We start from the raw sequence: 18,249 nt of genomic DNA, 5'->3' as shown, positions 1-18,249 counted from the left end.
GCCGGACCCCGTCTACAGTCCCCACTGCACCACGGAAGCGCCACTTGGCGCGGCCGGGAAGCAGAGCTAACGTCACACCCCACGCGGCCACCGACCGCACGAACCGCCCATCCACGACGATCGACCCCGGTGCAGGGTTGCAGCCCACCAGCCACCGAGGAAGGAACCGCGTGCCGCCCACCAAGCGCCGCACCACCACCGCTCCCCGCACGGCGACCAGGCCTTCACCACGGCCGGCCTCTTCGGCCTTCGCCCTCGGAGCGCCCAGACCGGTCTGACGGTCCTCCCCAGCCGCCGCCTGCGCGCACAGGACTCCACTCTGCCCGCTCTACGACGCAGCTTTTCCGCCGCACCCGACGTCTGTCGCGTGGTCCGGCTTCACGACGACGCCCAGCAGCCGGCGCGTCTCTCCGCTCCCGGCTTGGAGCGAACACCACCCCAACACCACCCACATCGTCATCGGCCCCTTCGCGCTGCCCGCCAGGGAACCGACCCCGGACAGGAGACCCATGCCCATCACCGCCGTAGCGCGGAATCCCCACGTCACCATCCCGTCCGCACCGGTTCACGGCGCACGCGAGCAATGCGCTGTAGCCACCCCTCCACCTGCTGGGCAGTTCCACACTGGTCGACGGGTCGGCAACCGGCCCGAGTCACTGCCGAATTGGCGCCTGACGGACACCACGGAGGAGATCGCCGAGGCGGTCGCCCGCGCCTTCGGCGGTGTGCCGATGACTGACGGCGCCCTCGCCGACCTAATCACTACTTCGCCCGTGCTGCCGATCGTTCTCGACAGCGCGGACTCCGTCACGACCCAGTTCCGGCTGTGGGGCCCGAAGGGGCTGATCCACCACTGCGACGGGGAGCGATTCTTGTCTCCCTCCGACCGGCACGGAACGGTGTGTGGCTGCCCTACTGCACCAGACGAACGAGCCGCGCTCGCCAAGGCCCTGCAAGCCCCTCAACCGGACACCACGGTGAGCTTCCGGCTCGCCGGGCACCGGTACCTCGGTCGGTTCGAGTTCCGGTCACCTTCGCGGTTGTTCGCCGACTCGGCGGCCGAGGTCCGTGCCCAGCTCGCTGAGGCTGTGGGCGAAACCCGCTGTGAACTGGCTCTCGAACTGATCACTGTTCCGGCCACCGGCGGCATCGAGCTTTCTTTTCGGACACCTCGGCTGACAGTCGTGCGGCCCTCTGCTCAGTAGGGCCCCACGGCGTGGGAGTCGACCTGGTGTGCTGCTGCGACCGCCTGGTCGTGTCGATACGGGAGAATGCGATCACCGTATCTCCACAAAACCAGAGGATCCGCAGTGCAGCCGTACCAGCCGCCGTCCGCTCATCCCCATCAGCGCACCCCGAGGAACCGACTGGTACGGATCGCTCTGCTGATCTTCCTTCCCCCGATCGCCGCCGTGATGACGTGGCGGTCGCGCCGCGTGCACGTCGTCGCCAAGGTGCTGCTCACCGTGTGGTGCGTGTTCATGTCGCTCTTCTGGATTGGGACGATCACCGGCCCGGCCAAGAAGGACACCCCGGCCCCCGTCATCACCACCGCCCCGCCGAGCAGCAGTCCGGAGGCGACTCCCAGCGACAGCCCCAGCCCCACGGCCGAGCCCACCACCGCACCGCCCGAGCCGTTGCCCATCCCCACCCAGGAGAACCCGGCCCCGGCTCAAGAGAACCCGGCTCCGGCTCAGCCCCACCCCACGGCACCGGCCGTCGCCGAGGCTCCGCGACCCGCTGTGACTCCGGCACCCGAGACCGCCCCCAAGTCCGAGCCCACTGCAGCGCCGCCGGCGGCCTACTACAAGAACTGCACGGAAGCAAAGGCTGCCGGCGCCGCTCCGATCTACCGGGGACAGCCGGGCTACCGCCCCGCACTGGACCGGGACGGCGACGGGATCGCCTGCGAGAAGTAGCCACTGATCGCCACCGGCACTCCCACCCGCTGGTCCGCGTCCAGCCTCCTAGACGAGCTGAGCCAGGGATAGAAGGCCCAACGCGCGCGCCATGATGGGCAAGGTGCGCCCACCGTGGTGCCCTACCGCCCCACCGTGGGCGCGGAAATCGCCGGCTGGCAGGGCTGGCGCCCGGGCACCCTGGCTGGATCTCAGCCGGTCGCAAGACATGGCCGTGCCCCCGAACATCTCCGTTCGGGGGCACGGCCTGTTCTGTGTCGACTGCTACAGCTTCCGGCCGCTGCTCTCGTCGGCCGACTCGTTCCGCTTGGCGAACTCGATCTTCACCCGCTCCTGAACAGGTGCCCGTCCGCCACGCTCCTTGGACTTGAAGACGGTGATCCGGTCCACGAACAACTTGATGAACTTCCGGCGCTCGGCAATGTCCGCGCCGTGCCACCAGGAGCCCGGGCCGATCGGGTCCGCCGATGTGTCCTGCGGCAGCCACTCGGCGATGGGGATCACCGGCGTGATGGCCTCCTGCAGCACCGCGATTCGTTCTTCCGCCGCCTCCAACAGGGCCAGCAGTGCGGACTCCTCGCTGAGGAACCGACGCCGGCCGATGTCGCCCCGGTAGCCACCTGCCTTGCGGTCGTCGTACAGCTCCTCGAGCGCCCGCGCAGCGTCGGCCCGCTCCGCGACCAGCATCGACCGCTCCCGGACCCGCTCTGGCTTCTCGTTGGCGACGCCGAATCGACGGGTGGCCTCCGCCAGCACGGCCAGCGCCTCGTGATCGTGCTCGACCTCGCGCAGCAGCGCGAAGACGCTCCTCACCACGTGGTCGTCCAGAGCAGCCTGGCTGATGGTGCAGTCGCCGGCGTGCTGCCCCGGAAGGATCTTGCGGCGACGACACCGGTACGACCGCTTGATCGCGTTGGAGTCCGCGTGCGAGGTCTTCACCGCTCCGCACTCGCAGAACAGCCGGTCCATGGCGGACAACAGGGCTTGACCTCGTGACAGGCCCTTTCCACGCCCTCGGCTGTCGAGCCACTCCTGCAACTCGTACCACTCCTCCGACGGGATGATCGGGTCGTAGATCCGGAGCGGAAGCATCGTCTCGGGGTCGCGCAGGATGCGGTAACTCTCGATCTGGCTCGTCACCTTGCCGTTCTCCGCGACCTTGTACACCGGCACGGCGGCGAACCCGGCTATCCGGGGGTCACGCAGGATGCGCTTGACGGTCTTGGTGTCCCAGGCGCTGTCCTTGGTCAGCTTCCCGTGCGTCGCCCCTCGCGTAGGCACGATGTCCTCGTTGTTCATGCTGTTGACGATCCCGCCCAGCGATCCGGGGTGCCTCCGCCGCTTGGGGTCGTAGGGCTCGTCCTTGTGCCGCTTGATCGTCGCCCACCAGCCACGGATGACCTCGGGCTCGTCCGCGGTGTGCACCAGGGTCTGAATGACGATCGGCTTGCCGTCCGCCGTGAACACGGTCACGGCCTTCAGCTCGAACCCGTACGGGGCCTTGCCCCCGAGGTAGCCGCCGAGTTCGCGCGCGGTGGCCTTGGCCCCGCTGACGGCCATGCTCTTGTTCTTGCTCTCGTTGTGGGACTGGTCGAGCCGCATGAAGATGTGGATCAAATCCACCATGTTGCCTTTGCGGAACTCACCCTCGGTGACGCTGACGATGGTCACGCCGAGGTTCAGCAACTCCACGACGATCGGGATCGCGTCGAGCGGGTCGAGGCGGGACAGCCGACTGATGTAGTAGACGATCAGCAGGTTGATCCGGCCTTCTCGGCACGCCTTCAACAGCTTCTCGAAGTCCGGTCGCTCCACACCGGTGAAGGCGGAGATCCCGAGGTCCTCGAAGTAGCTGATGGACACGGAGTTACGCTTCCGGGCCTCCTCGAAGCCCTTCTCGCGCTGGGTCGTGGTGGACGTCTCGCTCCCGTTCTCCCGCGCGTCGGACTGACGGGCGTAGACGCCGGCGTGAACGTTCATACCGGAGATGACGGCTGATCGACGGCGAGTTCATCCACAAGGACTCGCACGGCGGCGGCGGCCACCTCGGCGGCGGCGACACCCAGTGGATGACGGCCGGCTCCGGCATCCTGCACATCGAGACCCCGCCGGAGTCGCTGGTGCTGACCGGCGGCCTGTTCCACGGCATCCAGCTCTGGGTCAACCTCCCGGCGTCCGACAAGATGACCGCACCGCGCTACCAGGACATCCACGGCGGGCACGTCAAGCTGCTCTCCACCCCGGACGGCGGCGCGATCCTCCGGCTGATCGCCGGTGAGCTGGACGGCCACCAGGGTCCGGGCGCCACCCACACCCCGATCACCCTGCTGCACGCCAGCATCACCCCGGGCGCGCAGGTCACCCTCCCGTGGCGGCCCGACTTCAACGCGCTGGTGTACGTGCTGAACGGCGACGGCACGGTCGGCGCCGAGGGCCGGCCGGTCCACACCGGGCAGGCCGCGGTGTTCGGCGAGGGCGACACCCTGACCATCTCCGCCGACGCCAAGCAGGACTCCCGGCACCCCAACCTGGACGTGATCGTCCTGGGCGGGCAGCCGATCCGGGAGCCGGTCGCCTGGTACGGACCGTTCGTGATGAACAGCCACCGCGAACTGGAGCAGGCCATGCGGGACTTCCAGTCCGGCTCGTTCGGCCACCCGGTCGACTGACCCGGCACCTCCCCCGGCCCTGTACGCCCAAGCCCTGAGGCCTCAGAGCACGGCGTACAGGGCCGAGGCGTCGTCGTGCGTCTTGCCGCGCGGCCAGCGCTCGCAGGCGGCGTCGGACCGTTCGACCGCCCGCACCCGGGCGATCAGCTCGGCCGGGCCCGACTCGGCGAGCAGCCGCAGCACGTCCGCCCACCCGCCGAGGCCGAAGCGCTCGGTGTAGCGCGCGGCTCCGTCGGTCAGCGCGGCCACCGCGTGCAGTCGGTCCAGGCCGACGAAGCCGGTCTCGGCGTGCTGGGCGGCCTTCGGGCCGGCCGCCGCGATCCACGGACCGTCGCCGGTGTTCCGCACGGCCCGGACGGCCAGCGCGTACTCCAGGTGCAGCGCGGCGCGCTCGACCGAGCCGGGAACGGCGGACCAGACCTGCCGGCGCAGCTCCTCGCCGTCCGGGAAGCGCTGGTTGTCGCCGATCACCTTCGGCGGGCCGTCCTTGGGCTCCAGCACCAGCAGGGAGTCCCCGAGCACCAGGTACTCCAGCGAGGCGCCGTGCCGCCGGGCCGCGACCACCATGGCCGCGGGCGTGTTGGGGTGGGCGAGGTCGCAGCGGCCGCCGTGCAGCGCGGCCGTCTCCACGATGGCGTCGGCCAGGCACTCGGCGATCGAGCGGTCCGCGCGGTCGGTGAGCCGGGCCAGCAGATGCACCCCCAGCCGGCGGACGTACCAGGCGGTGCCGTGGCGGCAGCCGGATTCCAGGCCGGGCGGCGTGCTCGAACCGTCGAGCAGGACGAACGCCTCCGGCGAGACCGCCGCGAAGTCCTCGTTCTCCCGGTCCGGCCGCTGTGCTTCCCCTGCGAGCTGTACCTGCATCCCGACAGTGTGGCCGCCGTCCGCCGCCCGTGCCCGGACCGCTGCACCGGTGTGGCGCCGACGACGGGGCACTGGCCGCCCGGCGTCCGGTGGCAGCCGGGGTGATTCGGCCATACCGTCGGATATCGAGTGGACAATTCGGCCGATCAGGGCCTGTCAGGTTTGGGATCTCCTTCGGGGGTTCCGGCGGCCCGGGACTGACGAGGAGCACGGGATGGTCTGGCAGTTCATCGTGTTGCTGGCCGCCTCGACCGGCTTTCCGACCGCCGCGCTGCTGTTCCTGATCGGCGGGCCCCGCTTCCCCGACGAGCGGCGCGACGACCGCTGAAAACACCCGCGCAGGCGCTCAGGCCGCGGGCGTCCAGCCCGGGTCCCGTCCGAGCAGCGCGAGCGCTCGGTCGAACGGCCCGGCGGACCCGGCGAGCCCGCCCGGTTCGCGCCGCTCGCGGAACGCCCGCCCCGGCCCCCGGTCCTGCGGCTCGGCCGGGACCAGCTCCGCCACCGCCACCAGGGCCGCGGCCAGCGGACGGTCGGCCTCCACCGCCGCCACCAGACCCGACGGCGCCCCCAGGGCGGCCGCGACGTCCCAGCCGTGCACCAGCGTGTCGAGCAACTGGAAGCCGGCCGCCTGCCGCAGCGGGAAGGTGCCGCCGGCCCGGATCTCGGGCAGCCACAACTCCCGTCCGGCCGAGGCCGCCCCGGCGAACGCGGCCACCAGCTCGTCCGCCGAGCGCCGGAACGCGCCCGCCGGGTCGCCCCCGAGCTCCGCGTCCGCCCAGAGCGCGAGGTCCGGGCCGGCACCGCGCGCCGCCGCGGCGAAGCCCCGGTGCTGGCCGACCGCGTGCGCCAGCAGCCGGCCCAGTGTCCAGCCCGCGCAGGGCGTCGGCAGCGCCAACCGGTCCGGCCGGACGGCGTCGACCACCTCGGCGGCCAACTCCAGGGAACGGGCGTGCAGTTCGAGCACCTTCATGCGGATGCCACCTCCTGGCGCGCCGCCAGGAAGCCGACGGCGTTGTCGACGACGGCGGGTTCGGCGACGATCCTGCGGTGGCCCAGCCCCCGGGTGACCAGCAGTTCGAGCCGGTCGCCGTAGGCGGCCTTCAGCCGGTGGGCGTGGTCCAGGCCGACCACGTCGTCGCCCTCGTCGTGCACCACCAGGATCGGCAGCCCGATCTCCTCGGGCCGGCGGGCGGCGTCGAAGTACTCCCAGACGTCGTCGACGCCCGCGAACATCTCCCCGCCGACCCGGCGCCGCAGATCCCGTGCGATCCGGGCGTTCAGCCCGAGGCCGGCGCAGAAGGCGGTGGGCAGGCCGGAGAACTCGCTGACCCCGGAGAGCGCGACCAGCCGCCCGGCCCGCAGGCCCTCGCGCAGCGAGAGAAACGCGGCGGCGACGCCGAGCGAGTGCGCGACGACGGCCTCGAAGTCGCCGTACCGCTCCTGGAGCCGCCCGGCGATCTCGCGGTACTCCAGCACCGTGGTGGCGCGGCCGCCGGATTCGCCGTGCCCGGGGGCGTCGAAGCCGACCGGGCTCAGGCCGAGCGCCCGCAGCCGCGGGACGTAGGCCGCGAAGCGGGAGGCCCGGGACTGCCAGCCGTGCATCAGCAGGACGGGCCGGGTGCCGTCGCCCCAGCGGTAGACGACCACGCGCTTGCCGTTGACGGTGAGCCGCTCGGTGGCGGCCTGCCGGTGGACGTCGCGTTCGCGTTCGCGCAGCCGGCCGCGCCGGACCGGGTGCCGGAACAGCTCGAACGCGCCGCGCCCGGCCAGCCGGGGAGCGAGCAGCGAGGTGGTGTTGAGCGTGGTGCGGATCAGTGCGACGGCCGGGTCCATGGGGTCTCCCTGTCGGGTCTGACGGGCGTGCCTGGGTGCGGGGGCCGAACTCGCGAGGATATTAGCACGACCGTTCGTACATTTTCAGGGCCGCCCCCGGCCCTTCCTCCGCTCTTCCGGGCCGGGCGGCACGGGCGCCCCGCTACCCTGGCGGCACGGAACACGACGAGAGACCGAGGTGGACGGTGGCCGGTTCGACCACGGACGGACGGGTCCTGCGCGGCGAGGAGACCCGCCGGACGGTATTGCGCCGCGCGGTCGAGATCGCCTCCGTCGAGGGTCTGGACGCGCTGTCGATCGGCCGGCTCGCCACCGACCTCGGACTGAGCAAGAGCGGGGTGTTCGCCGGCTTCGGCTCCAAGGAGGAGCTGCAACTGGCCACCGTCCGGGCCGCCCGGCGGATCTTCTCGGACGCCGTGATCACGCCCGTGGCGGACCTCCCTCCCGGGCTCGACCGGGCCCGCCGGCTCTGCGAGGGCTGGCTGGCGTACTCGCGGGCCAGGGTCTTCCCCGGCGGCTGCTTCTTCTTCGAGGTGACCGCCGAATACGACGCCCGCCCCGGCCCGGTGCGCGACGCCCTCGCCGCCTGCGCGCGGGAGTGGCACGCCCTGGTACTCAGTACCCTGGCGGAGGCCCGCGCGACCGGCGAACTGCGGGCCGACGCCGACCTGGAGGGGCTGGCGTTCTGTCTCGTCGCCGTCCTGGAGACGGCCAACTCACAGGCCGTGCTGTTCGACGAGGCGACGCCGTACGACCGGGCCGCCCTGGCCGCCCTGCGCCTGCTCCGGGCGGACGCCACCGACCCGGCGACACCCGTGCTCGCTCAGGGCGACGCCTACCGGACGCCCTGACCCGAGACCCCCCGGACCCGGCCCAACGCCCTTTCCAGCACGGCCGCCTGGGCCAGCAGCCGCTCGTCGGCGCCGGCCGCGCCGACCACCTGGAGGCCGAGCGGCAGACCGCCGGCCGCCGGCCCGGCGGGCAGGCTGAGCGCGGGCAGCCCGGCGTAGCTCCAGGGCAGCGACATCACGGCGTCGCCGGTGCTGTCCAGCCCGAGCGGCGCCGGCCCGGTGGCGGAGGGCGCCAGCCAGAGGTCCACCCCGGCCCGCCCGGTCTCCTCGGCGATCCGGTCACGGAAGTGCTCACGGGCGCGCAGCGCCGCCTCGTGGTCCTCCGGCGCGACGCTCTGGCCGTGCCGGATGCCCGCCACCGTCTCCGGCCGGTAGAGGCCGCCGAATCGGGTGAACCAGTCGGTATGGCTACGGGCCAGCTCGAAGCGGTTGACCGTCTGCAACTGCCGGGTCAACTCCGCGATGTCCGGCAGCAGATCGACCTGGCGCACCGTCAGTCCTTCGGCGGCCAGCAGCTCCAGCTGCTCCGCGAAGGCCTTCAGCGCCTCCGGCCGGGCCGCCTCCAGGTACGGTCCGACGGGCACCCCCAGCACCGGCGGCGCGGCCCCCTCGCCCGTCCACCGGCCTTCGCCGGCAAGCCCGTTGCCGTCGGCCTGGCAGTCGTCGACCGGCCAGCCGTCGGCCCGCCAGTCGTCGCAGAGCAGCGGCGCGGCCAGCACGGCGCCCGCCAGGTCGGCGGTGAAGAGGCCGAGGGTGTCGAAGCTCGGCGCGTTCGGGATCACCCCGTCCATCGGGATCCGCCCGTACGTCGGCCGGAAACCCACCACCCCGCAGTAGGCGGCGGGCCGGATCACCGAGCCGACGGTCTGGGTGCCGATCGCCAGCGGCACCAGCCCGGCCGCGACCGCCGCCGCCGAACCGCTGCTGGACCCGCCCGGGGTGTGCCCCAGGTCGTGCGGGTTGCGGGTCGGACCGGGGGCGCTGGCCGCGAACTCGGCGGTGACCGTCTTGCCCGCGACCAGCGCCCCGGCCGCCCGCAGCCGGTCCACCACCGCGGCCTGCGGCCCGGCCAGCACGCCCGGCGGCAGCGCCGAACCGGCGTGCGTGGGCAGGCCGTTCACATGGACGATGTCCTTGACGCCGACCGCCACGCCGTACAGCGGCGGCGCGGTCGCCGGGTCGGGGTGGCGGGCGGCGAGCGCGCGGGCCTCGGCGCGCAGCCGGTGGAGCCGCCCGGACTCCGGCAGGAACGCCCGGACCAGCGGGTCCACCCGCTCGATCCGGGCGCAGAGCCGGTCGACGTGGACCGCCAGGTCCGGGTCGCCGGCCCGCAGCCCGGCGGCCTCCCGGACCAGTGACCGGGGCCGGACCAGGGGCGTCTGCCTGCCGATCACGTCCATACCGGTCACGGTAGACCCGGCCGGTGCGTCACGGGTGCTCGGTGGCCAGATACGGCGTCTCGCGCAGGAAGTACGCGCCGCAGGTGTGGCAGCAGAGCTCGGGGGTCTTCCCCCAGTCCGCCGGCTCCCGCACGGGCGCGTCCGGATCGAGCTCCCGGCCGCACATCGCCACGCTCTCGGACGCCCGGACCATGTGCCAGAGCCGCACCCCGGCGGCCGGGCCGTCGGCGCCGTACTCGGCTCGCATCTGGTGCATCATTCCCCCATCGTCCGGCGGCCGTGCGGCACCGGCAACCGGGGGTACGGACAACCGTTCGCGCCTCTCGGTGGTCTTCCGACCCGAAGACCGTCCACCGAACCCACCGTTGGAGCGATGACCGTGCGCACCTCCCGCCTGCTGGCCGCGTCCACGCTGCTCGTGCTCACCGTCGGCGCGACGGCCACCGGCACGGCGGCCGCCCTGGCCGCCGACGCCTCACCGAACCCCACCGCCACCGCCACGGCCACCGCCGGTCCGTCGGCCACCGCGAGCCCGTCGGCGACCGCGACCGCCGGTCCGTCCGCCACTGCCACTGCCACGACCACGGCCACGGCCACGGCCACGCAGTCGCCCGGCTCACCCTCCACCATCCCGGGCTGCCCGGAAGGCGTGACGCAGTCCCCGATGCCGGCCACCGTCACCGGACCGGCCGGTGTCCTCGTCCCGGGCGGGGAGGCCCAGGAGATCACCGCGGTGTTCGAGAACAGCAGCACGGCGACGATCGGACAGCTCGCCACCGCCCTGACGCTCACCGCCCAGGGCGACGCCGGCACGGTGCCGGCCGACTCCTTCGACCTCCGGCTGCGCGCACCCGGCTCCGACTGGAAGCCCGTCCGGCTCACCGGCAAGCCGCTGGACACCGGCACGTTCCAGCTCGCCCGGGGCGAGAAGCTCACCCTCCAGCTGCGGATCGCCGCCGACCCGAAGGCCCCGCTCGGTCAGTACCGCTTCGCCTTCGCCGCGCTCACCGAGCCCCTGCCGTCCGGCTCCGCCCCGGCCCGCAAGTACACCTGCCCCCAGCTGACCGGCTCCGCCACCGGCACCCTCATGGTCGCCGACCGCGCCCCCGCCACCGGGGCCACCACCCCGGCGTCCACCGGCCCGGCCACCACGCCCCCGGCCGCCCACCTCGCCGACACCGGCGCCGGCACCGGCACCCGTCCGATCGCCCTCACCGGCGCCGCCGCCCTCGCCCTCGGCGCCGCCCTGCTGTTCCTCGCCCGCCGCCGCCCCCGCACCGACGTCTGACCCCGGCGCCGCCCGCGGCGGACCGGCCGGGACGGAGCCGCGCTACGACACCGACCGGAGCAGGGTGTCGTCCGGCCACCGGAGGATCTTGTCAAAGCTCACGATCGCGCCGCGGAGGGGGTGGTTGCGGAGCTGGACGTGGTCGGTGAGGGCGTGGATGAGGAAGAGGCCGCGGCCCGACTCGGCGGTGAGGTCGGGGAGGGTGTCGAGGTCGACCGGGCGGAGGCCGGGCACCGCGTCGGCCGGTCCGCAGGACGGCAGGACATGGGTGTCGTAGGGGCGGTCGGCGTGGCGGACGCGGTGGCCGGTGAGGACGCGGGCCGGGACGGCGGCGCGGCCCCGGCGGCTGTGCCGGTGCGCGGCCGGGCGGGACGGCGGAGCGGTCGGCCGGCGCGACGGCGGCGCGGACAGCACTGCGGACGGCAGGGGCGGCAAGGCCGGCAGGGCCGAGGCGGGCAGGCCGGGGCCGGAGTCGGTCACCTCGATCCGCAGGCGGTCGCCGCCGATCGAGGCGGTCACCTGGAAGCCCTCGCCCGGTCGGCCGCCGGCCCCGTGCTCGACGGCGTTGGCGCAGGCCTCGCTGAGCGCGACCCCGAGGTCCTGGGCGATCTGCGGATCGACGCCCGCCGCCGCCATGGCGCCCAGCAGTATCCGCCGCGCCAGCGGCACGCTGGCCGGGTCGCGTTTGAGGTGCAGAGTCCACCAGATGTCCACGGGAAGTCCCTCCTGGCTGCGGCTCCACATACAACTAGGTATCTCCGGGCGTTCCGGTGGTGAACCGTGCCGAAGGTCCGCTACCGCCCGTTCGGCGGATGGACTGCCGCCGTGGTCTGTGCCGAGCGGCGCACGCGGGGGCGTGCACGCGGGACCGAACGGGGCATTCGTAGGGATTTCCCACCCTGCCCACGGGGGCGAGGCAGGCGATGAGATGATGGCCCGGCCATGACTGCCCTCGCCGCCGCCCCGCTCCCGGGCGCCCCCGCACCGGATGCGCCGGTGGGGGCCGCCGCCTGGGATCTGCGGCTTGCCCGGGCGGTGCCGTTCGCGCTGGTCTGCACCTTGATAGCGGCAGGCGGGCACGCGCTGGCCGGCGGCGGGAACGTCGCCCTGCCCGCGCTCGCGACGGGCTTCGCGGCGGTCCTGGTGCTCGCCGTGGCCCTCGGCGGGCGGGAGCGTTCGCTCACCGCCATCGCCGGTGCGCTCGGTGCGGGCCAGCTCGGCCTGCACGGCCTCTTCCACGCCTTCGGCGGCCACGCCGGCACGGCGGCCGGTGCCATGGCGGGGATGCAGCACGGCGGCTCCGGGCCGCTGACCCTGCCGCAGGTGGCCGGCCGGCTGATCTGCAACGAGGCCCGCCCCGGCACACTGACCGGCCTGCCCGGCAACCCCTCCGTCGAACAGCTGGTCTCCAGCGCGGGCCTGGACCCGCAGGCGTACGCCGTCGTGCCCTGGTGGCAGGGCGGCGTGTTCGGCATGACCTCGTCGATGCTCGCCGCCCACCTGGCCGCCGCCCTGGTGGCCGGCTGGTGGCTGCGGCGCGGCGAGGCGGCGCTCTGGCGGCTGCTCCGGATCACCGCCGAGGCCGCCCGGGAGCACTGGGCGACGCCGCTGCGGACGGCGTTCGCGCTGGTCGCGGAGCTGCTGCGCGGGCTGATCGGCACCTCAGGCGGCCCGGCCCGCCGGTACGGCGCACGGGGCGGGGAGAACCCGCCGCCGGCCGGTGCCGCGCTGCGGCACAGCGTGGTGCGGCGCGGCCCTCCGCTCGGCGCGCTCGCGTACTGACCCGACCTCGGTACCCCCGTCCGTACCGGGCTCCGGGCTACGCATCAGCCGAGCCGTAACCGCCCCACCCGGGCCTGCGGCCCCCCACGTCCCCCCGCCGCGCGGCCCCGCCGAGACACGGTTCGTCCGTGCCCGGGAGCGGGCCTGCCCGCCGAGCCTCCGAACGGAGCCCCCCATCATGCGTTCCCTTCCCACCCGCCGTATCGCCGCCGTCGCCCTCGCCGCCGCGACCTCCGTCGTGGTGCTGGCCTGCCCCGCCTTCGCCCACGTCACCGTCAACCCGGGCAGCGCCGAGCAGGGCGGTTACACGGCCGTCGACTTCCGGGTGCCGAACGAGAGCGACACCGCCGGCACCGTGAAGCTGGAGATCAACCTCCCGCTGGACCACCCGCTGGCCTCCGTCCGGACCCTCCCGCTGCCGGGGTGGACCACGACCGTCGAGAAGTCCAAGCTCGACAAGCCGATCAAGGTGCACGGCAGCGACGTCAACGAGGCCATCTCCAAGATCACCTGGACCGCCGACGCGGGCATCAAGATCGCCCCCGGCCAGTTCCAGGAGTTCCGCGTCTCGCTCGGCCCGCTGCCGACCGACACCGACACGCTGACCTTCAAGGCCCTGCAGAGCTACGACAACGGCGACGTCGTCCGCTGGATCGACGAGGCGAAGGACGGCCAGCCCGAGCCCGCCAAGCCCGCCCCCGTGCTCAAGCTGACCAAGGCCACCGGCGGTGACGACCACGGCGTCACCGCCGCCCCGGCCGCGGCCGACAGCCACGGCATGGGCGGCGGCAGCACCTCCTCGGAGGCGTCCGGCTCCACCGCCAAGAGCAGCGACTCCACCGCCCGGGTGCTCGGCGTGGTCGGCATCGTGGTCGGCGTGATCGGCGCCGCGTTCGGCATCCTCGGCCTGCGCCGCAAGGACGGCAGCGCCGCCTCCTGACCCTCGCACCGGCGGGGCCGTACCCGCACCCGGGTACGGCCCCGCCGGTGAACCACCGCGCACGATCGGAACTCCCATGCCCCGCACCCCCCGCACCACCCGTCTGGCCGGCGCCGCCGCCGTCGCGCTCGCCGTCGCCCTCACCCTGACCGCCTGCGGCTCCGACGGCGGTGGCGGCAACAGCCCCGCCAAGGTCACCCAGCAGAAGGCCGACTCGCCCTACCAGGGCACCGTGCTCAGCAAGCACTTCGAGAAGCCCGACCTCCAGCTGACCGACACCGCGGGCCAGCCGTTCGACCTGCGCCAGCAGACCAACGGCCGTACCACCCTGCTCTTCTTCGGCTACACCAGCTGCCCGGACGTCTGCCCGACCACCATGGGCGACATCGGCGTCGCGATGAAGAAGCTCTCCGCCGAGGAACGGCAGAAGATCAACGTCGTCTTCGTCTCCACCGACCCGCAGCGCGACACCCCGCAGGTGCTGCGCACCTGGCTCGACTCGATGGGCAGCGACTTCATCGGCCTCACCGGGGACCTCGCCAAGGTGAAGACCGCGGCCCGGTCGCTCGGCATCATGATCGAGGACCCGGTGGTCAACGCGGACGGCACCGTCACCTCCACCCACGGCGCGCAGGTGCTGGCCTTCCTGCCCTCCGACGACAAGGCCCACGTCCTCTACCTCAGCGGCACCGAGGAGAAGACCTACGAGCACGACCTGCCGCTGCTCGCCAAGGGGGTCGCGGCATGAACGGCCCCGGCACCGGGCGCCCCGCCGGCCGGCGCGAGGCACTCGGCTTCCGGCGGACGGCACTCGCCGGAGCGGTACTGGCGACGGCACTGGGCGGCGGCGCCATCCTGGTCGCCTGCGGTGCGGGCGGCACGGACACCACCGCCACCGCCTCCGACGGCGGAGCCGCCAGGCTGAGCGTCGCCGACTCCTACATACCGCTGCCCCCGGCGGGCGGGATGGCGGCCGGCTACCTGACCGTGCGCAACGACGGCACCGGCGGGGACCAGCTGGTCAAGGTCTCCAGCCCGGCCGCCGAGTCGGTCACCATGCACCGCTCCACCGCCTCCACCATGGAGCAGGTCGACCGACTGGACGTCCCCGCGCACGGCGCGTTGCAGCTCGCCCGGGGCGGCACGCATCTCATGATCATGGGATGGCAGAAGGCCCCCGCCCTCGGTGACGAGCTCGAACTCGACCTGACCTTCGCCAAGGCCGGAACCATCTCGGTCAAGGTGCCGGTCAAGGAACTCACCTACCGCCCCGGTCAGCAGTAAAGGGGATCCGCGACATGCTGAAGGTCAGTCACCGCCGGCTCGGCGGACTGCTGGGCGTCCTCGGCGCGCTGCTCGCGCTGCTGCTCGGCGGTGCCGGGCCGGCCGCCGCCCACGCCGCCCTCCAGTCCGCCGACCCGGGCCAGAACTCGGTGGTCCCCACCGCGCCGCAGGCCGTCACGCTGACCTTCAGCGAGACCGTCTCGCTCTCCGCCGACTCGGTGCGCGTGCTCGACCCGGCCGGCAAGGCGGTCGACAGCGGCAACCCGGCCCACGCCGACGGCAAGGGCAACACCGTCCGGGTCGGGCTGAACAGCGGGCTGGCCAACGGCACGTACACGGTCGCCTGGCGCACCGTCTCCGAGGACTCGCACCCGATCGGCGGGGCGTTCACCTTCTCCATCGGCGCGCCCTCGGACACCTCCGTCTCGGCCGGCTCGCTGCAGAGCGCCGACGCCGACGACGTGGTCGCCGCCCTCTACGGCACCGGCCGGACCGTCGCGTACGGGGCGTTCGCCCTGCTCGCCGGCGCGGCCGCGTTCGTCCTGATCTGCTGGCCGGCCGGGGCGGCCCGGCGCTCGGTGCAGCGTCTGCTGATGACCGGCTGGGTGGCGCTGCTGCTCTCCACCGTCGCGGTGCTGATGCTGCGCGGCCCGTACGAGCGGGGCTCGGGCCTCGGACAGGCCTTCGACCTGTCGCTGGTGCGCGCCACGCTGGACGAGCGGATCGGCACCGCGCTGGCCGCCCGGCTGCTGCTGCTCGCGGCGAGCGGGGTGTTCCTGTCGCTGCTGGTCGGCCAGCTCGGCCAGCCGCCGCGCGCGGTGCCCGCGGTCACCGGGACGCAGGACCCGGAGGAGGCCGAGCTGCGGCGGCTGGAACAGCGCGCCGCCGAACGCCCGGAGCGGGACGCCCGGCTCGGCCTCGGCGTGGCCGGGCTGGTGCTGGCGGTCGCCCTCGCGGCGACCTGGGCCGGCGCCGACCACGCCTCGGTGGGCATCCAGGTCTGGCTGGCGCTGCCGCTCGGCATGCTGCACCTGATCGCCATGGCGTTCTGGCTGGGCGGCCTGGCCGCGCTGCTGGTCGGCCTGCGGCACGGGCTCGGCGCGGACGCCGTCGGCCGCTTCTCCAAGGTCGCCATCGGCTCGGTCACGGTGCTCACCGTCACCGGCGTCTACCAGTCCTGGCGCGGCCTCGGCAGCTGGGGCGCGCTGACCGGCACCGAGTACGGGCGGCTGCTGCTGGTGAAGACCGGCTGCGTGGCCGCCATGCTGGGGGTCGCCTGGTTCACCCGCTCCTGGCTGGCCCGGCTGCGGACCGCCCCGGACGAGGCGCCGACCGCCGCGCCCGTCGAGGCCCGCGAACCGGTCGCCGTCACGGCGCACTCGGACGACCCCGTCCGGCAGGCCCAGCTGGCCCGCCAGCAGGCCGCCCGGGAGAACGCCGGGCGCGACCGCGGGCTCACCCCCACCCGGGCCGGGCTGCGCCGCTCGGTGCTGATCGAGGCGCTGGTCGCGGTGGCCGTGCTGGTGGTCACCACGATGCTCACCAACTCGCCGCCCGGCCGGGTGGCGGGCGAGGTCGCGGCGGCGGCGACCGCCGGCACCGCCCCGGCCGGCGGCTCGGCGGAGGCCCCGCAGACCGTGCCCGGCAAGACCCTGGAGCTCAAGCTCCCGTACGACACCAAGGGCCGGACCCCGAACGCCAAGGGCACCGCGACCGTCACCCTCAACCCGGCCGGGACCGGCTCCAACGAGGTGCACCTCGCACTGGACGGCACGGACGGGCAGCCGGCCGAGGTCCCCGAGGTGCAGCTCGCCTTCACCCTGCCGGACCGCGACCTCGGCCCGCTGCCGGTCGCGCTGACCCCCGAGGGCACCGGGCGCTGGAGCGGCACCGCACAGCTGCCGCTGGCCGGGAACTGGGTGGTCTCGGTGGCGGTCCGCTCCTCCGACATCGACCAGGCCACCGAGATCAAGCAGCTGAAGATCGGGTGAACGCGATGAACACCGAGACCACGGCCGACACCGCGTCCGCCGGTACCTCCGCCGACAGCTCCGCCGCCAGGCCGACCGGTACCGGCTTCACCCGGCGGGCCCTGCTGGGCACCGCCGGGGCCGGCCTGGTGATCGGGGCGGGCGCCGGCGCGGCCGGGGCCACCGCCCTGGACCGGACCTCCCCCGCCGCGCCCGCGGCGGGCGGCGGGGCGCTCGGCGCGGCCCGGGTGCCGTTCCACGGCGAGCACCAGGCCGGCATCCTCGAACCGCAGCAGGCCCGGGTCCAGCTGGCCGCGTTCGACCTGGCCGACGGCGCCGGCCGGGACGGGCTGCGCGCACTGCTGCGGCGCTGGTCCCGGACGGCCGCCCGGCTGGCCGTCGGCGAGCCGACCGACGAGCAGGAGAACCAGGTCGCGCTGGACGCCGGGCCCTGCTCGCTCACCGTCACCTTCGGTTTCGGGGCCCCCCTGTTCGACAAGGCCGGGCTGGCCGACCACCGCCCGCCGGCGCTCGAACCGCTGCCGGCCTTCCCGGCGGACGCCCTCGACCCGGCCCGCGGCGACGGCGACCTCTTCGTGCAGATCGGCGCCGACGACGCGCTGGTCGCCGTCCACGCGCTGCGGGTGCTGCAACGCCAGGCGGCCGGGACGGCGGCGCTGCGCTGGCAGATGTCCGGCTTCGCCCGGACGCCCGGCGCCACCGCCCGGCCGATGACCGGCCGCAACCTGATGGGCCAGATCGACGGCACCAACAACCCCAAGCCGGGCCAGGACGGCTTCGACACCACGGTGTTCTGCACCGCCGGGCCGGACCGGCCCGACTGGCTGGCCGGCGGCTCGTACCTGGTGTTCCGGCGGATCAGGATGCTGCTGGACAACTGGGAGGCGCTCCCGCTGGACCGTCAGGAACGGGTGATCGGCCGTCGCAAGTCGGACGGCGCCCCGCTGAACGCGCCCGCCCCGGGCGGCGAGTCCAGCCCGGTGGACCTGGCCGCGCAGGGCCCGGACGGCTCGCTGGCCGTCCCCGCCGACGCGCACATCCGGGTCGCCGCACCGGCCGCCAACGGCGGGGCGGCGATGCTCCGGCGCGGCTTCTCGTACCACGACGGCCTGCTGGCCGACGGGTCCCCGGACGCCGGGCTGCTCTTCCTGGCCTTCCAGGCCGACCCGCGCAAGGGCTTCACCCCGGTGCAGCGCAAGCTCGCCCGGGGCGACGGCCTCTCCCGCTTCCTGCGGCACGAGGCCAGCGGCCTGTACGCCGTCCCGCCGGGCGCCCGGGAGGGCGGCTACGTGGGCCAGCCGCTGCTGGAGGGGTAGCCGCTCCCGCCCCCGCCGCCGTCCGCTCCGTCCCCTGCCCAGGGGCTGAAACGCGTTCATGGGCCGGGGACGAAGTGGTTAAGGTGACTGCTCTGTAACCCCTTTCGACGGA

17 protein-coding genes and 1 pseudogene are annotated in these 18,249 nt (G+C 74.0%); 11 read left to right on the top strand and 7 right to left on the bottom strand.

Annotated elements, in window-relative coordinates; genetic code table 11:
* The first annotated feature begins 509 nt into the window (after positions 1 to 509).
* Positions 510 to 1,205 (top strand): hypothetical protein, encoded by a 696-nt coding sequence (locus AB0P06_RS05555; protein WP_363605291.1) that lies wholly within the window; start codon positions 510 to 512, stop codon positions 1,203 to 1,205.
* A 105-nt stretch (positions 1,206 to 1,310) separates the two neighbouring features.
* Positions 1,311 to 1,919 (top strand): excalibur calcium-binding domain-containing protein, encoded by a 609-nt coding sequence (locus AB0P06_RS05550; RefSeq protein WP_363605290.1) that lies wholly within the window; start codon positions 1,311 to 1,313, stop codon positions 1,917 to 1,919.
* A 264-nt stretch (positions 1,920 to 2,183) separates the two neighbouring features.
* Here AB0P06_RS05550 and AB0P06_RS05545 read toward each other — a convergent pair whose 3' ends face one another.
* Positions 2,184 to 3,899 carry a recombinase family protein gene (locus AB0P06_RS05545; RefSeq protein ID WP_363605289.1) on the bottom strand — a complete coding sequence of 572 codons (1,716 nt, stop codon included), beginning with the start codon at positions 3,897 to 3,899 and terminating at the stop codon, positions 2,184 to 2,186.
* Between the two features lie 14 nt (positions 3,900 to 3,913).
* Between AB0P06_RS05545 and AB0P06_RS05540 the strand changes: the two are divergent.
* Positions 3,914 to 4,588, top strand: a pseudogene (locus tag AB0P06_RS05540) (pirin-like C-terminal cupin domain-containing protein); the annotation flags it as partial.
* Between the two features lie 42 nt (positions 4,589 to 4,630).
* On the opposite strand, the gene AB0P06_RS05535 reads toward AB0P06_RS05540, so the two are convergent.
* The 3 genes from AB0P06_RS05535 to AB0P06_RS05525 all read right to left on the bottom strand — a co-directional run bounded on the left by AB0P06_RS05535 (position 4,631) and on the right by AB0P06_RS05525 (position 7,285).
* The gene (locus tag AB0P06_RS05535; protein WP_363605288.1) at positions 4,631 to 5,452 is read right to left on the bottom strand and encodes an integrase; all 822 of its coding nucleotides are present in this window, start codon (positions 5,450 to 5,452) and stop codon (positions 4,631 to 4,633) included.
* Positions 5,453 to 5,798: 346 nt separating this feature from the next.
* The gene (locus tag AB0P06_RS05530) at positions 5,799 to 6,422 is read right to left on the bottom strand and encodes a TIGR03086 family metal-binding protein (RefSeq protein WP_363605287.1); all 624 of its coding nucleotides are present in this window, start codon (positions 6,420 to 6,422) and stop codon (positions 5,799 to 5,801) included.
* Complete coding sequence (locus AB0P06_RS05525; RefSeq protein WP_363605285.1) at positions 6,419 to 7,285, bottom strand: alpha/beta hydrolase; 867 nt, start codon at positions 7,283 to 7,285, stop codon at positions 6,419 to 6,421. Before AB0P06_RS05525 ends, AB0P06_RS05530 begins: the two co-directional genes overlap by 4 nt.
* Before the next feature lie 185 nt (positions 7,286 to 7,470).
* Between AB0P06_RS05525 and AB0P06_RS05520 the strand changes: the two genes are divergently transcribed.
* A complete protein-coding gene (locus AB0P06_RS05520) occupies positions 7,471 to 8,136 on the top strand; it encodes a TetR/AcrR family transcriptional regulator (RefSeq protein ID WP_363605284.1) in 666 nt (221 codons plus the stop codon).
* Here AB0P06_RS05520 and AB0P06_RS05515 read toward each other — a convergent pair.
* Together AB0P06_RS05515 and AB0P06_RS05510 are read right to left on the bottom strand one after the other, a co-directional pair.
* On the bottom strand, positions 8,121 to 9,536 hold the full coding sequence (locus AB0P06_RS05515) for an amidase (RefSeq protein WP_363605283.1): 1,416 nt from the start codon (positions 9,534 to 9,536) through the stop codon (positions 8,121 to 8,123). The two genes, AB0P06_RS05520 and AB0P06_RS05515, sit on opposite strands and share 16 nt — an antisense overlap.
* Positions 9,537 to 9,564: 28 nt before the next feature.
* Positions 9,565 to 9,795 carry a hypothetical protein gene (locus tag AB0P06_RS05510; RefSeq protein WP_363605282.1) on the bottom strand — a complete coding sequence of 77 codons (231 nt, stop codon included), beginning with the start codon at positions 9,793 to 9,795 and terminating at the stop codon, positions 9,565 to 9,567.
* 114 nt (positions 9,796 to 9,909) lie between these two features.
* On the opposite strand from AB0P06_RS05510, the gene AB0P06_RS05505 reads away from it, so the two are divergent.
* Positions 9,910 to 10,824: an LPXTG cell wall anchor domain-containing protein gene (locus AB0P06_RS05505; protein WP_363605281.1), complete on the top strand. Its 915-nt coding sequence runs from the start codon at positions 9,910 to 9,912 to the stop codon at positions 10,822 to 10,824.
* Between the two features lie 42 nt (positions 10,825 to 10,866).
* Here AB0P06_RS05505 and AB0P06_RS05500 read toward each other — a convergent pair whose 3' ends face one another.
* Positions 10,867 to 11,538 (bottom strand): ATP-binding protein, encoded by a 672-nt coding sequence (locus AB0P06_RS05500; RefSeq protein ID WP_363605280.1) that lies wholly within the window; start codon positions 11,536 to 11,538, stop codon positions 10,867 to 10,869.
* Positions 11,539 to 11,766: 228 nt separating this feature from the next.
* Here AB0P06_RS05500 and AB0P06_RS05495 point away from each other — a divergent pair, with 228 nt between their 5' ends.
* From AB0P06_RS05495 to efeB, 6 genes are all read left to right on the top strand, one after another.
* Positions 11,767 to 12,606, top strand: coding sequence for a hypothetical protein (locus AB0P06_RS05495; RefSeq protein WP_363605279.1), 840 nt, complete (start codon positions 11,767 to 11,769; stop codon positions 12,604 to 12,606).
* A gap of 178 nt (positions 12,607 to 12,784) precedes the next feature.
* Positions 12,785 to 13,546 (top strand): YcnI family protein, encoded by a 762-nt coding sequence (locus tag AB0P06_RS05490; RefSeq protein ID WP_363605278.1) that lies wholly within the window; start codon positions 12,785 to 12,787, stop codon positions 13,544 to 13,546.
* Between the two features lie 76 nt (positions 13,547 to 13,622).
* Complete coding sequence (locus AB0P06_RS05485) at positions 13,623 to 14,294, top strand: SCO family protein (protein ID WP_363605276.1); 672 nt, start codon at positions 13,623 to 13,625, stop codon at positions 14,292 to 14,294.
* Positions 14,291 to 14,830 (top strand): copper chaperone PCu(A)C, encoded by a 540-nt coding sequence (locus AB0P06_RS05480; protein WP_363605275.1) that lies wholly within the window; start codon positions 14,291 to 14,293, stop codon positions 14,828 to 14,830. The genes AB0P06_RS05485 and AB0P06_RS05480 overlap by 4 nt, the downstream gene beginning before the upstream one ends.
* A 14-nt stretch (positions 14,831 to 14,844) precedes the next feature.
* On the top strand, positions 14,845 to 16,821 hold the full coding sequence (locus AB0P06_RS05475; protein WP_363605274.1) for a FixH family protein: 1,977 nt from the start codon (positions 14,845 to 14,847) through the stop codon (positions 16,819 to 16,821).
* 5 nt (positions 16,822 to 16,826) lie between these two features.
* Complete coding sequence (gene efeB, locus AB0P06_RS05470; RefSeq protein ID WP_363605272.1) at positions 16,827 to 18,137, top strand: iron uptake transporter deferrochelatase/peroxidase subunit; 1,311 nt, start codon at positions 16,827 to 16,829, stop codon at positions 18,135 to 18,137.
* Positions 18,138 to 18,249: the final 112 nt, after the last annotated feature.

The organism is Kitasatospora sp. NPDC088351 (assembly GCF_040685575.1).
Lineage (GTDB): Bacteria > Actinomycetota > Actinomycetes > Streptomycetales > Streptomycetaceae > Kitasatospora.
Note: the sequence above shows the minus strand (reverse complement) of the source record. Positions and strands in the feature narration are given on the sequence as shown.

Coding starts and splice junctions, on each gene's coding strand:
- AB0P06_RS05555 (WP_363605291.1), top strand. CDS start 510: ATGCCCATCACCGCCGTAGCGCGGAATCCCCACGTCACCATCCCGTCC.
- AB0P06_RS05545 (WP_363605289.1), bottom strand. CDS start 3,899: ATGAACGTTCACGCCGGCGTCTACGCCCGTCAGTCCGACGCGCGGGAG.
- AB0P06_RS05535 (WP_363605288.1), bottom strand. CDS start 5,452: ATGCAGGTACAGCTCGCAGGGGAAGCACAGCGGCCGGACCGGGAGAAC.
- AB0P06_RS05530 (WP_363605287.1), bottom strand. CDS start 6,422: ATGAAGGTGCTCGAACTGCACGCCCGTTCCCTGGAGTTGGCCGCCGAG.
- AB0P06_RS05525 (WP_363605285.1), bottom strand. CDS start 7,285: ATGGACCCGGCCGTCGCACTGATCCGCACCACGCTCAACACCACCTCG.
- AB0P06_RS05515 (WP_363605283.1), bottom strand. CDS start 9,536: ATGGACGTGATCGGCAGGCAGACGCCCCTGGTCCGGCCCCGGTCACTG.
- AB0P06_RS05510 (WP_363605282.1), bottom strand. CDS start 9,795: ATGATGCACCAGATGCGAGCCGAGTACGGCGCCGACGGCCCGGCCGCC.
- AB0P06_RS05505 (WP_363605281.1), top strand. CDS start 9,910: ATGACCGTGCGCACCTCCCGCCTGCTGGCCGCGTCCACGCTGCTCGTG.
- AB0P06_RS05495 (WP_363605279.1), top strand. CDS start 11,767: ATGACTGCCCTCGCCGCCGCCCCGCTCCCGGGCGCCCCCGCACCGGAT.
- AB0P06_RS05490 (WP_363605278.1), top strand. CDS start 12,785: ATGCGTTCCCTTCCCACCCGCCGTATCGCCGCCGTCGCCCTCGCCGCC.
- AB0P06_RS05485 (WP_363605276.1), top strand. CDS start 13,623: ATGCCCCGCACCCCCCGCACCACCCGTCTGGCCGGCGCCGCCGCCGTC.
- AB0P06_RS05480 (WP_363605275.1), top strand. CDS start 14,291: ATGAACGGCCCCGGCACCGGGCGCCCCGCCGGCCGGCGCGAGGCACTC.
- AB0P06_RS05475 (WP_363605274.1), top strand. CDS start 14,845: ATGCTGAAGGTCAGTCACCGCCGGCTCGGCGGACTGCTGGGCGTCCTC.
- efeB (WP_363605272.1), top strand. CDS start 16,827: ATGAACACCGAGACCACGGCCGACACCGCGTCCGCCGGTACCTCCGCC.